Annotated in this window: 13 protein-coding genes and 1 pseudogene; 4 read left to right on the forward strand and 10 right to left on the reverse strand. The window is 60.6% G+C overall.

Going from position 1 to position 14,726, the window contains the following annotated elements; translation table 11 throughout:
• Positions 1–79 precede the first annotated feature (79 nt).
• Positions 80–2,035, forward strand: a complete 1,956-nt coding sequence (locus AC1DLB_RS08655; protein WP_477743956.1) for an acetoacetate--CoA ligase — start codon at positions 80–82, stop codon at positions 2,033–2,035.
• 59 nt (positions 2,036–2,094) lie between these two features.
• On the opposite strand, the gene AC1DLB_RS08660 is transcribed toward AC1DLB_RS08655, so the two are convergent.
• Positions 2,095–3,204 carry a PilT/PilU family type 4a pilus ATPase gene (locus tag AC1DLB_RS08660; RefSeq protein WP_477743955.1) on the reverse strand — a complete coding sequence of 370 codons (1,110 nt, stop codon included), beginning with the start codon at positions 3,202–3,204 and terminating at the stop codon, positions 2,095–2,097.
• 119 nt (positions 3,205–3,323) lie between these two features.
• Here AC1DLB_RS08660 and AC1DLB_RS08665 point away from each other — a divergent pair.
• Positions 3,324–5,764: pseudogene (locus tag AC1DLB_RS08665) on the forward strand (PAS domain S-box protein).
• 66 nt (positions 5,765–5,830) lie between these two features.
• Positions 5,831–6,106, forward strand: coding sequence for a peptidylprolyl isomerase (locus AC1DLB_RS08670; RefSeq protein WP_007933743.1), 276 nt, complete (start codon positions 5,831–5,833; stop codon positions 6,104–6,106).
• Positions 6,107–6,171: 65 nt separating this feature from the next.
• Here the strand turns inward: AC1DLB_RS08670 and AC1DLB_RS08675 are convergent, their stop codons facing one another.
• From AC1DLB_RS08675 to AC1DLB_RS08710, 8 genes are all read right to left on the reverse strand, one after another.
• Complete coding sequence (locus AC1DLB_RS08675; protein WP_477743953.1) at positions 6,172–7,107, reverse strand: sugar kinase; 936 nt, start codon at positions 7,105–7,107, stop codon at positions 6,172–6,174.
• A gap of 13 nt (positions 7,108–7,120) precedes the next feature.
• Positions 7,121–8,338, reverse strand: a complete 1,218-nt coding sequence (locus AC1DLB_RS08680) for an amino acid deaminase (protein ID WP_477784875.1) — start codon at positions 8,336–8,338, stop codon at positions 7,121–7,123.
• Between the two features lie 37 nt (positions 8,339–8,375).
• Positions 8,376–9,140 (reverse strand): IclR family transcriptional regulator, encoded by a 765-nt coding sequence (locus AC1DLB_RS08685; protein WP_138867277.1) that lies wholly within the window; start codon positions 9,138–9,140, stop codon positions 8,376–8,378.
• A gap of 124 nt (positions 9,141–9,264) precedes the next feature.
• Positions 9,265–9,654 (reverse strand): RidA family protein, encoded by a 390-nt coding sequence (locus tag AC1DLB_RS08690; RefSeq protein ID WP_019649173.1) that lies wholly within the window; start codon positions 9,652–9,654, stop codon positions 9,265–9,267.
• 30 nt (positions 9,655–9,684) lie between these two features.
• Positions 9,685–10,476 carry an amino acid ABC transporter ATP-binding protein gene (locus AC1DLB_RS08695; RefSeq protein WP_018927657.1) on the reverse strand — a complete coding sequence of 264 codons (792 nt, stop codon included), beginning with the start codon at positions 10,474–10,476 and terminating at the stop codon, positions 9,685–9,687.
• Positions 10,473–11,135, reverse strand: a complete 663-nt coding sequence (locus AC1DLB_RS08700; RefSeq protein WP_018927656.1) for an amino acid ABC transporter permease — start codon at positions 11,133–11,135, stop codon at positions 10,473–10,475. The genes AC1DLB_RS08695 and AC1DLB_RS08700 overlap by 4 nt, the downstream gene beginning before the upstream one ends.
• Positions 11,136–11,143: 8 nt before the next feature.
• Entirely contained in the window at positions 11,144–11,806 is a 663-nt protein-coding gene (locus AC1DLB_RS08705) for an amino acid ABC transporter permease (protein WP_018927655.1), read from the reverse strand.
• A gap of 52 nt (positions 11,807–11,858) precedes the next feature.
• A complete protein-coding gene (locus AC1DLB_RS08710; protein ID WP_019578493.1) occupies positions 11,859–12,707 on the reverse strand; it encodes a transporter substrate-binding domain-containing protein in 849 nt (282 codons plus the stop codon).
• Positions 12,708–13,047: 340 nt separating this feature from the next.
• On the opposite strand from AC1DLB_RS08710, the gene AC1DLB_RS08715 reads away from it, so the two are divergent.
• The gene (locus AC1DLB_RS08715; RefSeq protein ID WP_477743952.1) at positions 13,048–13,503 is read left to right on the forward strand and encodes a thioredoxin family protein; all 456 of its coding nucleotides are present in this window, start codon (positions 13,048–13,050) and stop codon (positions 13,501–13,503) included.
• Positions 13,504–13,566: 63 nt separating this feature from the next.
• On the opposite strand, the gene AC1DLB_RS08720 is transcribed toward AC1DLB_RS08715, so the two are convergent.
• A partial coding sequence (locus tag AC1DLB_RS08720; protein WP_477784876.1) for a phospholipase D-like domain-containing protein occupies positions 13,567–14,726 on the reverse strand: 1,160 nt, incomplete at its 5' end.

A 14,726-nucleotide genomic window follows, 5' to 3' on the forward strand; every position in this document is an offset into this window, starting at 1 on the left:
CAGCTGCGCTGTCCAGCGGGAGCAAGCTCCCTCGCCACAAAAGCCTGTGTGTGATGCATAAACAAGAAGAGGCCAAGCCATGTCCGACATCCTCTGGCAACCCGGCACCGAGCGCATCGGCAAGAGCCGCATGGAGGCCTTCCGGCGTTTCGTCAATCAGCGACACACCCTTGGGATCGCCGACTACCCTGCCCTGCACCAATGGAGCATCGACCAGCGGGAAGCCTTCTGGCAGGCCATCGTCGATTTCTTCGACATCCGTTTTCACGATCAGCCAGACGCGGTGCTGATCGAAGGCGCGCAAATGCCCAGCGCCCAGTGGTTCCCCGGCGCTACCTTGAACTTCGCCGAACACCTGCTGCGCCGTCGTGACGATGCCGTGGCAGTCGTCGCCATCGGCGAAAACGGTCAACGGGAACAGCTGACCTGGGCCGAACTGGCAAGCCACGTCGCCGGTTTTCAAAATAGCCTGAAAGCCGCCGGTGTCGGCCTCGGCGACCGCGTGGCAGCGTGTATGCCGAACACCTGGCAGACCCTGGTGGCCATGCTCGCCACCACCAGCCTGGGTGCAATCTGGTCCTGTTCTTCACCGGATTTCGGCACCCACGGGGTGATCGATCGCTTCGGCCAGATCGAACCAAAAGTGCTGATCACCTGCGCCGGCTACCGCTACGCCGGCAAAGAGATCGACCAGACCACCAAGGTCAATGAAATCCTCGGACAGTTGCCGTCCTTGCAGCAATTGATTGTTGTGCCTTATGCGCGTCCTCAAGCGCGCATCGAGGATTTCCGCTGCCAGGCCAACGTGACGCTGTGGGACGATTTTTACGACCCGGGCGGCGAGCCGCAATTCGTTCCCGTGCCTTTCGCCCATCCGCTGTACATCCTCTACTCCAGCGGCACCACCGGCGTACCGAAGTGCATTGTGCACGGCACCGGCGGCGTGCTGCTGCAACACGTCAAGGAACATGGCCTGCACACCGACCTCGGTGCCGGTGACCGTTTGTTCTACTACACCACCTGCGGCTGGATGATGTGGAATTGGCTGGTCTCGGCGTTGGCCGTCGGCAGCGCCGTGGTGCTGTATGACGGCTCGCCGTTTCATCCAGGGCCGGAGCGCTTGATCGACCTGATCGACGACGAACGCCTCAATGTCTTCGGCACCAGCCCGAAATTCCTCACAGCACTGGAAAGCAACGGCTTGAAGCCGTGCGAAAGTCATGACCTGAGCAGCCTGAGAACCATCCTGTCCACCGGCTCGGCGCTGTCGCCGCAAAGCTTCGATTACGTCTACCGCGCGTTCAAGTCCGACCTGTGCCTGTCTTCGATGTCCGGTGGTACCGATATCGTTTCGTGCTTTGTGATTGGCAACCCGGTCCTGCCGGTGCGCCGTGGTGAGATGCAATGCAAGAGCCTGGGCATGGCGGTCGAAGTGTGGAACGACGATGGCAAGCCTGTGATCGGTGAAAAAGGCGAACTGGTGTGCACCCGACATTTTCCGGCCATGCCCATCGGCTTGTGGAACGACCCGCAACAGGAAAAGCTGCGCGCTTCGTATTTCAGCCTGTTCCCCGGCGTCTGGGCCCAGGGCGATTACGCCGAGCAACTGCCCCATGGCGGCATGCTGATCCACGGCCGCTCCGACGCAGTGCTCAACCCCGGCGGCGTACGCATCGGCACGGCGGAAATCTACCGTCAGGTGGAGAAAGTCCCGCAGGTGCTGGACAGCGTCGCCATCGGTCAGCAATGGCAGGATGACGTGCGAGTGGTGCTGTTCGTGCGCTTGCGCGAAGGCGTCGAGCTGGACGAAACGCTGCAACAACAGATCCGCCAGGTCATCCGCGCCAACACCACGCCACGGCATGTGCCGGCGAAGATTGTCGCGGTGACGGACATTCCGCGGACCATCAGCGGCAAGGTGGTCGAACTGGCGGTGCGCAACGTGGTGCATGGCCAGAAGGTGAAGAACACCGATGCACTGGCCAACCCCGAAGCCCTGGAGCAATTTCGAAACCGCCCCGAACTGAACGACTGACGCCTAGACCTACTGTGGGAGCAAGCCCGCTCCCACATTTTTGATCAGCGTCGGCCCCTTCAGTCCATCAGCCCCCATTCACCCGGCGGCTTATGGGGGCCGGGTGTGGCCTCGGCGTGCATTTTCAGGCGCAAGCGCAGATTGTTCACCGAATCAGCATGTTTCAACGCCTCTGCCTCATCGATTGCGCCCTCGGCAAACAGCGCGAACAGCGCCCCGTCAAACGTCTGCATCCCCACCTCTGAAGACTTCTCCATGATCCCCTTGAGTTCGCCAAACTCATTGCGCCGGATCAGGTCGCCGATGGTTGGTGTGCCCAGCATCACCTCCACCGCCGCCCGGCGCTGCCCGTCGCGGGTACGCACCAGACGCTGGGACACAAACGCTTTGAGGTTGTTGCCCAGGTCGTTGAGCAACTGCCCCCGGCGCTCTTCGGGAAAGAAATTGATCACCCGATCCAGCGCCTGATTGGCGTTGTGCGCATGCAACGTGGAAATTACCAGATGACCGGTATCGGCAAACGCCAGCGCATGTTCCATAGTCTCGCGGTCACGGATTTCGCCGATCAACACCACGTCTGGTGCCTGGCGCAACGTGTTTTTCAGCGCAGCGTGGAAACTGCGGGTATCGACGCCGACCTCGCGCTGATTGACGATCGACTTCTTGTGCCGATGGATAAACTCGACCGGGTCTTCGATAGTGATGATATGACCGCTGCTGTGGCGGTTGCGGTAATCGATCAGCGCTGCCAGCGAGGTCGACTTGCCCGAGCCGGTCGAACCGACAAACAGCATCAGCCCTTGTTTGAGCATCACGGTTTCGAGCAGCACCGGTGGCAAGTTGAGGTCTTCGAAGCGTGGAATGTCGAGCTTGATGTTGCGCGCCACGATGGACACATCATTGCGCTGCTTGAAGATATTGAGCCGGAAACGCCCGACCCCGGGCAGGGAAAGTGCCAGGTTCATTTCCAGGTCCCGATCGAACTCCAGGCGCTGTTCGGCGTCCATGATGGACGCGGCAATGGCCGCCACTTCTCCCGGCTTGAACGGTTGATCGGTCAGGGCTTTGAGCACACCGTCAAATTTCGCGCTGGGTGGCGCGCCCGTGGACAGGTAAAGATCGGAGCCATGGCGGCTGGCCAGAATCTGCAACAGTGCATCGATTTCCATGGCAAAAAGCACCCGCGAAGCATTCAATGAAAAAAATGACCCCATGCGGGTCATCCAGCGTCTACCGCCTTGCAAGGATAGTAGACGCCGCCACACTGACTCATGCGCAGGACATGTAGATGAACGCACCACCGACCGCCAGCGATGCCCAGGCCTTGATTGCCCGACTGGACTGGACAAACAACCCGCTGGGCGCCGCCGAAAACTGGCCGCAGAGCTTGCGCACCGCGGTGGACATCGTGATCCTTTCGGACAACCGACGCACCAGATCTGGCCGGAACTCAAAGACTTTACCGACCCGATTTACAGCGCCGTCCTACAGGGTCAGGTGCGGACCTACAGCGAACAGCGCTTCACCTTGCAACGCGACGGTCGGGATTCCGACTTCTGGCTGGATTTGACCTACAGCCCCATTCGCAACGAAAGCGCCGAGGTTGCCGGGATTCTGGTCACGGCCATCGAAACCAACGAACGTCGCCGCATCGCCCTCGAACTGGAACAACGCTCTGCCGCCAGCCTCAAGGCCCAGCAAGAAACCGAGCAGCGCCTGCAACTGGCACTGGCCGCCACCGATGCCGTCGGCACCTGGGACTGGGACATTGGCGAAGACCGTTTCATCGCCGATGCGCACTTCGCGCAATTGCATGGCGTCGATCCGGCCATGGCCAGCCAGTTGCCGATCAGCGAATACCTCCACGGCGTGCACCCGGAAGACCGCGCCATGATCGCCCGCAGCATCAAGCACTGCATCACCCATGGCAGCGAGTACGCCGAGGAATATCGCTTGCTGCAAKCCGATGGCCAGTTGCGCTGGGTGTTTGCCCGGGGTCGTTGCTACAAGGACCACCATGGCCGGCCGATCCGCTTTCTCGGCGCCGCGCTGGACCTGACCGAACGCAAACACATCGAACAGGCCTTGCGCCAAAGCCAGACCGAGCTGCAACTGATCATCAACGCGATGCCGATCCTGATCAGTTATGTGGACCGCGAAGAGCGCTTTCGCCTGAACAATGCCGCCTATCTGGAATGGTATGGCCTCACGCCCCAGGAGCTTTACGGCCGCACCATTCGTGAAGTGCTCGGCGATGAAGCCTATGCCCTGCGCGCCGAATACATCGCCGAGGCGCTGAAAGGCAAGACCTGTTGTTTCAGCATCAGCGCCGATCRCCGCGATGGCAGCACCCGCCAGGCCCTGATGAACTACCTGCCACGCCACGGCGCAGACGGCGCGGTGAATGGTTTCTACATCTTCGTGATCGACGAGACCGAGCGCAAACAGACTGAAGAGGCGCTGCGCAACCYCAACGAAACCCTGGAAGAACGCGTGAGCGCTCGCACCCAACAACTGGCCGAAGCCAACCAGCGACTGCAGAACGAGATGTTCGAGCGTGAGCGTGCCGAAGACGCCTTGCGCCATGCGCAGAAAATGGAAGCGGTCGGCCAGCTCACCGGCGRCATCGCCCATGACTTCAACAACATGCTCACCGGGATCATCGGCAGCCTCGATTTGATGCAGCGCTACATCGCCGATGGGCGCGCGGCCGAGATCGGTCGCTTCACCGAAGCGGCGGTGTCCTCGGCCCATCGCGCCGCCGCCCTGACCCATCGGTTGCTGGCATTCTCAAGGCGTCAGTCACTGGATCGCAGGCCACTGGACGCCAACCAGCTGGTGCATTCCCTGGAAGACTTGCTCAGCCGGACCAAGGGCGATCACATCGAGCTCAAACTGAAGCTGGCCAATGAGGTCTGGCCGGTCAGTACCGATGTCAGCCAACTGGAAAACGCCTTGCTCAACCTCGTGATCAACGCCCGGGATGCGATGCCCGATGGCGGCGAGTTGTTGATCGAAACCGCCAATGTTCACCTCGACGGCAGCGACGTCACTCCGCTGGAGCCAGTCAGGGCCGGGGATTACCTGATGATTGCCGTCAGCGACAACGGTGCCGGCATGACCCCATCAGTACTGGCCAAGGCCTTCGATCCGTTCTTCACCACCAAACCCATCGGCCAGGGCACCGGCCTTGGGTTGTCGATGATCTATGGTTTCGCCCAGCAGTCGGGCGGGCACGTCAGCCTGCACAGCCGGCCTGGCCAGGGCACCAGCGTTCGCCTGTATTTGCCACGGTTGCACGTCGCCCTGCCGGAACACGCGCAGCTGMCGGTCACCGGCGAAGCACCGCCAGCGGTTGCCGGTGAAACCGTGGTGTTGGTGGAAGACGATCCGGCGGTGCGCATGCTGGTGCTCGACCTGCTCAAAGAGTTGGGTTATCACGCCCATGAAGCCGAAGATGCGCAGAGCGCCCTGCCCTTGCTGGAGTCCGACCTGCGGGTCGATCTGCTGGTAACCGACGTCGGGCTGCCGGGCATGAACGGTCGGCAACTGGCGGAAATCGCTCGTCAGCACCGCCCGGAGCTCAAAGTGCTGTTCATTACCGGTTATGCCGAGAAAGCCGCCGAACGCCAGGGCTTCCTGGAGGAAGGCATGGACATGGTGGCCAAACCCTTTTCCATGGACCTGTTGGCCAACAAGATTCGCACGATGATCGGCCAAGCCGGCTGAGTTAAGGCATAATCGCGCGCCCCACGCTGGCACCAACATAGCCACCACCGTTGCAAGGTACGCCCAATGAAAGCCCAAGCCCGCCATATTCTGGTGAAAACCTCGGAAGAAGCCGAGCAGCTCAAACAACGCATCGCCAAGGGTGAAGCCTTCGATGTGCTGGCCAAGAAATACTCCACCTGCCCGTCCGGCAAACGCGGCGGGGATCTTGGCGAAGTACGGCCCGGGCAGATGGTCGGGGCAATCGATGCGGTGATCTTCAAAAAACCGCTGCGGGTGGTGCATGGGCCGATCAAGAGCAAGTTCGGGTATCACTTGGTGCAGGTGTTTTACCGGGACTGATCGGTTGGCTCGATGTACAGGGTGAGGCTTGCCAAAAAAATCACAGCATTCCCAAAGATTGCATTTCAATCTTTGGGGATCAGTGCCCCCGGCACTTGAATCACCCGACTCGCCAAGCGATGCCCCGCTTCAGCAGCCTCGACCGGGCTCCCACCCTTGAGGCGGCAAGCCAGATACGCCGCGCTGAACGAATCTCCCGCCGCCGTGGTGTCCACCACCCGTTCGACCACTTGCGCCGGCACTTCGAACGACTCGCCGTCACAGCGAATCAGACACGCCTCGGCACCGCGCTTGAGCACCACTTCGGGCGTGCCCATCTGCTCGTAAGCGGCAAACACCGCCGCGCAATCGGAAAACTGGAACAGCGCCTGCTCGTCATCAACCGTCAGCAACGCCAGGTCGACATAGGGCAACACTTCGCGATAAGCCGCTCGTGCGTCCTCGACCGAAGCCCATAGGCGTGGTCGATAATTGTTGTCGAACACGATCCGCGCATCCCGCTGTCGGGCTTCGATCAGGGTGTCCAGCAGTTTCTCCCGGCCCTGTTCACCGAGCACCGCCAGGGTGATGCCGCTGAAATACAGCACGTCGTAATCCGGCAGCGCTGCCAGGATCGGCGCGGCCGCCGGGGTGGTAAAGCAATCGCGCACGGCCGCTTCATTGCGCCAGTAGAGAAAACGCCGCTCGCCGGCCGCGTCGGTCTGGATGCAATACAGACCGGGCAAGCGACCGGGCAAACGCTGGACCATGCCCAGGCCGATGTGTTCGCTGGCCCAGCTCTGGCACATCGCATCGCTGAAACTGTCATCACCCAGGGCAGTGACGTAATCCACCGTGCCGCCATCGCCCAGTTCACGGGCCAGATAGACCGCGGTGTTCAGGGTATCGCCGCCGAAGCTCTGTTGCAGAGAGCCGTCGGCGCGCTGCTGCAGTTCGATCATGCACTCGCCGATCAGGGCGATGCGCGGGATGTTGGGGCCCAGAGGGCTGATGTTGTTCATGTTGTGGGGGCTCTTAGAAACAGGTTTCCATGGTTTCGATGACATTCAGCTGCTCATCCACCAGACACCCGATACGCCACTTGTCGAACGTCAAACACGGGTGCGAAGTCCCGAACGAAATGATATCGCCCACCCGCAACTCAACTCCCGGCGCCACGGTCATGAATGCGTGCTGGTCCATCACCGCCGTCACCTTGCAGGCACTCACATCATCGCCGGTCGCCGGCACCACGCCGGCCTTGTAACGCAGCAACGGCACCGGCAAACCGGCGTCGTAGGCCACGTCGCGCTTGCCCAGGGCGATCACCGCAAAACCCGGTTCGGGCAACGACTGCACATGCGCCCAGACTTCCAGCGCCGGGCGCAAACCTTCGTGCAGGTCGCTGCGACGGTCGAGCACGCAACATTGCGCTTCTTTGTAGATGCCATGGTCGTGGGCCACGTAACTGCCGGGGCGCAGCACGCTGAGGAAACGCCCGCCGGCATTCTGCGCTTCGAACGACTCGGCGATCAGGTCGTACCACGCCGACCCCGACGCGGTGATGATCGGCTTGGCAATCGCGAACGCGCCACTGTCCTGCAACTRCACCGCCAGACGCACCAGGGAGGCGGCGAACTCGCGGATGCCGCTCACCGCATGATCACCGTGAATCACCCCTTCGTAGCCCTCGATGCCGGTCAGCGCCAACGCCGGTTGAGCGTTGATAGCCTTGGCCAGTGCCAGCACTTCGGCTTCGGTGCGGCAACCGCAACGACCGCCGACCACGCCGTACTCGATCATCACGTTCAGGCGCACGCCCCGCGAGGCGAAAAACGCGCCGAGGTCGGCGACGTTATCCGGGTGATCGACCATGCAATAGAAATCGAAAGTCGGGTCTGTCAGCAGGTCGGCGATCAGTGCCATGTTCGGCGTGCCGACCAGTTGATTGGCCATCAGCACCCGGCGCACACCATGGGCGTAAGCCGCGCGGGTTTGCGTGGCGCTGGCCAGGGTGATGCCCCAGGCACCGGCGTCCAGTTGGCGACGAAACAGCGCCGGGGTCATGCTGGTTTTACCGTGAGGTGCCAGTTCCGCGCCGCTGTGGCTGACGAAGTCCTGCATCCAGCGAATGTTGTGTTCCAGCGCGTCGCGGTGCAGCACCAGCGCCGGCAGACTGACGTCCCGCACCAGGTTGGCGCCGGTCTGGGCGGCGCCCTTTTCCACGGCGGCGGTATTGATGGCAGTAGACATGGTCGATCTCCTCACACACGGCCGCAGGCAGCCGCTGTTATTCGTTGATACGCCGGGCGAGGCTGTTGGCGCTGTCGATCAGCACCCGGCGATAGTCGTTGTAATTGTTCTTCGCATCGGCCCGTGGGGCGACGATGCACAGGGTCGCGATGGCCACGCCGCTCGGGTCTTTGACCGGGGCGGCGAAGCAATGGGTAAAGGTGTCGGCGACGCTGTCGAAGGAAAAGAATCCGTCGATGGCGGCCTGGCGGATTTCCTCAAGAAACTGCTCCAGTGGCAGGCGTTTGCCGTCGGGCAGGATGAAGTCGTCGGGGTCGATCAAATCGACAATTTGCTGATCGCTCAGGTGCGCCAGCAGCAGGCGCCCGGAAGCGGTCCAGGGGATCGGCGCGTTTTCGCCGATGTCCGAGGAAATGCGGAAATGCCGCTCCCCCTCTTTCATCAATGCCACGGTGTATTTGCGCCCGTTGAGCAGGCACATCTGCGCGGTTTCGCGGGTCTGGCTGACGATTTCCTGCAAGGCGTGATCGGCCTCGCGGGACAGGTCGAAATGACGCAAATGCGCCTGCCCGAGGAAGTACAGCTGACGACCGAGGTAAACGTGACCTTCCTTGCCCACGGGTTCGAGGATGCGCCGCTCCAATAAGGACGCTACCAGTTCATAGATCGTGGATTTCGGGCTGCCGATGCCGCTGGCGATTTCGTTCGGGCGCAGGGGCTGGCCGATTTCCTTGAGGAAATCGAGGATGTCGAACGCCCGGTCCAGACCGCGAGCCCGGCGCTTGATGGTGTCTTCGGTCATTTCAGTGGTCCCATTCAAAGTGCCGGGAGTTTACCCAGAAGGCCGCCTTCGCGGGCAAGCCTCGCTCCTACAGGATTTCGCCGTTTGTAGGAGCGAGGCTTGCCCGCGAAGAATTCACTGCGGTTCAGGCCTTTTTCTTGTACGCGATGCAATCAATCTCGACCTTGCAATCGACCATCATGTTCGCCTGCACGCAGGCCCGGGCTGGGGCGTGTTCGCTTTTGAAGTACTCGGAAAACACCTTGTTGAAACTCCAGAAGTCCCGCGGGTCTTCCAGCCACACGCCCGTGCGCACCACGTCTTCGAGCCCGTAACCGGCCTCTTGCAGAATCGCGATCAGGTTTTTCATGGTCTGGTGAGTCTGCTCGACAATCCCGCCCACGATGATTTCACCATCCACCGCCGGCACTTGGCCGGACACGTGCAGCCAGCCATCGGCTTCGACGGCGCGGGCAAAAGGACGGGGCTGGCCGCCACCGGCGGTGCTGCCGGTGCCGTAACGAGTAATGCTCATGGGTGTTTCTCCTGATTAAAAAGTGAAGGCTTAAAAGCGGGTGCTCTTGAGAAATTCCGCCAGTCGCGGCGACTGCGGGCGCTCGAACAGTTCCTTGGGCGGCCCCTGCTCTTCGATCCGCCCCTGATTCATGAACACGATCTTGTCCGAGACCTCGAAGGCAAAACGCATTTCGTGGGTCACCAGCAGCATGGTCATGCCATCCTCGGCCAGGCCCTTGATCACGTTCAGCACTTCGCCCACCAGTTCCGGATCGAGGGCCGAGGTGACTTCATCGAACAGCATCAAACTCGGGTTCATCGCAATCGCCCGGGCAATCGCCACGCGCTGTTGCTGACCACCGGACAACTGACCGGGGTAATGATCGCGGCGCTCCAGCAGGCCGACCCGCTCCAGCCATTTCTCCGCCAGCGCCACGGCTTCATCCTTGTGCAGTTTTTTCACCTTGAGCAACCCGAGGGTGACGTTCTGCAACGCGGTGAGGTGCGGGAACAGATTGAATTGCTGGAAGGCCATGCCGGTCATGGCGCGATGGCGGGCGATGACTTTTTCCGGGTGGCGCACGCGCTTGCCGTTGACCTCGTCATAGCCGATGGATTCACCGTCGAGCAGAATCTGCCCGCCCTGGAACTCTTCGAGCATGTTCACGCAGCGCAGCAGCGTGGTCTTGCCCGAGCCGCTGGAGCCGATCAGCGTGACCACATTGCCGCGCTGCATGGTCAGGTCGACGCCCTTGAGCACTTCGAGCGGGCCGTATTGTTTGTGCAGGCCGCGGATGTCCAGCAGCGCCTGATTCTGGGTCGAAACTTGAGCTTGTGTCATGGCAAGGCCACCCGCTTTTCAATGTGCCGGCCGAGTAATTCGATGGCGTAGTTGATGACGAAAAACAGCAATCCGGCGAACAGGTAGAACTCCAGGGTCATGAAGGTCCTGGCGATGATCTGTTGAGTGCTGAGCAGCAGCTCGGCGACGCCGATCACCGACAACAAGGTCGACGCCTTGACGATCTCGGTGGACGAGTTGACCCAGGTCGGCAAGATCTGCCGCAACGCCTGGGGCAACAACACATAACCCAGTGCCTGGTAAAACGTCAGGCCGATGGCCTTGCTCGCTTCCATCTGACCGCTGGGCAGCGCTTGCAACGCACCGCGCACGATCTCGGCGACATGGGAACCGCAAAACAGCGTCAGGCCCAAAGTGCCTGCCCCGAAGGCGCTGATTTGCCAGCCCAGTGCCGGCGCCATGTAGAAGCAGGCCAGTACCAATACAAACACCGGCGTGCCGCGAATGATGTCGACGTAGAACCGGAACGGCGCGCGCATCCAGAACGTGCCGTAAGTGAGTACCAGGCCGGCGACGATGCCGACCAGCGTGCCCAGCAAAATCGCCAGGCCCGAGCACTGCACACTGGTCAGGAAGCCCTGCCACAGGACATCCCGGGCCACCCATAACTCATGCAACCAACTGGGGGATTCGTACATGGGGCCTCCTAACGGCGAATCGCCAGACGCTGTTCGAGGTAACGCAGCATCATGGCAATGAGGTAACAGGCCGCAACATAGAGCGCTGTGGTCACCAGCCAGGTTTCGATCACCCGGTAGCTCTCGACATTGATCTTGCGCGCGTAATAGGTCAGCTCCGGCACGGCAATCGCCGCCGCCAGCGAGGTGTCCTTGAACAGCGAAATGAAGTTGTTCGACAGCGCCGGCAGCACATTGCGCAGCATCACCGGCACGGTGATGTACGCCTTGACCTGCCACTCGCCCAAGCCGATCGCCAACCCGGCTTCACGTAGTCCCTTGGGAATGCTCAACAGCCCGCCACGAAACACTTCAGTCAGGTACGCCCCGGCATACAGCGACAGGGTAATGATGAACGACGGGATCTTGTCCAGGCGAATACCCAGGCTCGGCAACGCGAAGTAGATCAACAGAATCAACACCAGAATCGGCGTATTACGGATCACCGTCACATACACCGACGCCAGCCCCCGCAATGCGCGGTGCTTCGACAGCAAAGCAAACGCCATCAGCAGGCCGATCACGCAGCCGATGGCGATCGACACCAGCGCCAGCTCAAGACCCAGACCGAGCCCCGCCAGCAAGGTGTCGAAGTCGCGCCACACGGCGGCAAAATTCAACTGATAGTTCATGGTCAGCAGTACCTTGAGCGGGGCGATGTATCACCGCCCCGCTCTCACGGGATCATTTGAATTCGACTGGGAAACCGATTGCAGGTGTAGGCAGGTCGACACCGAACCACTGCTTGAACGATGCCGCGTAAGTCGGGAATTCAACGCCGGTCATGCCTTCATGCAGCACGGTGTTGACGAAGTTCAGCCAATCCTGATCGCCGCGTTTGACCGCACAGGCGTAGGTCTGCGGGCTCCAGGCGTAGGTCGGGCTGCGATAACGGCCTGGGTTCTGCACCATCAGGTATTTCACCGACGACTGATCGGTGGCCGCCGCGTCGGCACGGCCGGAGTTCACCGCCTGATACATCAGATCCACGCTGTCGTACTGATCGACCTTGGCCTTGGGCAGCGCCTGATGCACCAGTTCTTCGGCGTACACGTTCTGCAGTACCGCCACGGTCACACCGTCGGCGGCGGCCCTGAGGTCCTCGATTTCCTTGTACTTGCTGTTGGCCGGCAGCAACAGACCAACACCTTCGCGGTAGTACGGCAGCGTGAACGCGACCTGTTGGGCGCGGCTGGCGGTCACGGTGATGAACTGGCAACTCATGTCGACCTTGTCGGTCAGCAGATTCGGAATCCGCGCATCGGACGACTGCACCACGAACTCGACCTTGCTCGGGTCGTTGAACAACCCCTTGGCCACCATCCGCGCGATATCGATATCAAAACCCTGYAACTTGCCGTCCGCTCCCTGGAAGTGCCACGGCGCATTGGTACTGCCCGTGCCCACAATCAATTTCCCACGGGCCAGCACGCTGTCGAGCTTGCTGTCTGCCGCTTGAGCGACACCCACGGCAGCGGCCGAAGCCGCGAGAACGAAAACACACGCTTTAAACAAGGAAGGTCGGCGATGCATGGCAAGCACTCCAGGGCTGTGTTTATTCCGTTATACCGGAACAAGGTATGTAACAACGGAATAGACAGCAGAAAGTGTGCCACAGGATGTGGCCGGAATCTCGGAGGATTTGAAAAGTGTTTTGAATCAAATGGATGCGCACAGGCGCGAAGAAAGTGTTACGAAAAGACAGCTGGCTGAACGCTACCGTTGGCTACAGGCTGTGTGTGGTTGAGTCACATTGCGGTGCATTGCAGGTCAAAAAGAAGCAGAGCACACCTGTAATTTCTGACAGTAGACCCACCCGCTCGCCTCCTTTAACGTCAAAGGGCCTTCGATAGTCTTTGAAAAGGAGATTTCAATGAGTTCGATGTCCACCCAGTCATTGGATCCGGCCTACCGCAAAGCGCTCAACACTTGGCGCCCGGTGATTCTGTATTTCGGCAACGACCACTGTCCCGCCTGCGAAGGGGCCGGACCGGTTTTCCAGGCCATTGCCGAGAAGTACAAAGATCATGCGTGCATCTATATGCTGGATACGAGCAAGTCCCCTCGGCATCCGGAAGTCAAAGGCACACCCACTTTGCTGTTCTACGAGGAGGGGAAGCTGCTGACGAAGCTCAAGGGCATAGGCACCCCGGAAACCCTGGAAGAACATTTCAAAAAGCACATCGGCAAGCTCAGGCCCAAACAGATTGCCCACAAACCCCGCCACGACTTGCCGTGGTTGCAGAGAACCCTCAGCACTTTATGCACTGCGCCTCGGGCACGGGAGCGGTTGAATGCACGTTTGATGAGTAATGCAATGGGCAGATAACTGACCTGTAGCAGCAGCCTTGCGCTGCTCGGCAGCTGCTACAAAAAGTGCCCGCCGGTGTGTTTATCGTCCGGAAAAACGCAGCCGCGACAACATCCGCAGGTCGCCCTCGCGGTAATAGTCATCGGTCCAGCTGTCATCCGCCGCCAACGGCCGGACCTGCTTGAGTTGCAGTTTCTTTGCGAAGTAGCGGAACCGGTAATGTTCGTAGAAGCGCAGCAGTTCCAGCCCGTAACGATCGGCCAGGTCGGTGTCGCCACGGATGATCAGGTAGTTTTCGTCATTGCCGTTGCTGGCCGCGTCACTGAGGTTGTGGCTGCCGCTGATGATGGTCGGTGAATCGCTGGTGAAATCGACGACGATGGCTTTGGTGTGCACCAGCAGGTTGCCCTTCTGGCCTTTCATGTTTTCCTTGAGCCAGCCTTCAAGGCCGGTGTTGAGCAGCGCGGTGGCGGCGAACTCGGCGGTGCGGTCGGCATGGAAACCGGTGATGTTGCTGACCGTGTTTTGCAGGCCGTAACGCAAGATGTCGTCGTGGGGTTGGCCGAGCAGCGCGTTGAGTATTTTGTCCGGCAAGGTGAATGCGGTGACAAACAGCAGGTCTTTTTTGGCGGCGTTGATGATCTTGATGAACTCACTCAAGTCGCCCTCGCCCGAGCGCGGTGAAAAACCGGCGAACAGCGGCTGGTCAGGCTGCATCGGATTATGTTCGGTGAGCCAGTCCCGTGTGGCGCCGACGTCCGTCGGTGTGGCCCAGACCTGCTCGAAGGTTTGCAGGTAAGTGGCGCCGATCCGAGCGTCGTCCAGCACATGCACGACATTGGCCTGACGGTAAACGCCGTTGGCAGTGAAGTTGGTGCTGCCGCAGAGTACTGCTTCGGGCTGATGCTGCCCCGCGGCATCGAGCCGGCTCAGGACCATGAACTTGTCGTGAAAGATATTGTGGGTGACTCGCCCGCGTTTGTTCGCCGCCGGGATTTTTTCCAGGCTGGCTTCGTTCAGCGCCGTGGTGTCTTCGCCGGGTTGGGCGTGGTACAGGACCCGAACCTTTACGCCACGCTCGAAGGCGGCGTTCACCGCATCGACGATCGCCTGCAACTGGTATTCATAGATCGCGATGTCCAGCGCCCACTGGCCATCCACGGCACGTTCGATAAACCCGAGCAGGCGTGCGAGCAGACCATTTTCCAGCCATTGCCGCGGCGCATCGGGCCATTCTTCGA

It is taken from the genome of Pseudomonas sp. 05N434 (assembly GCF_056396965.1).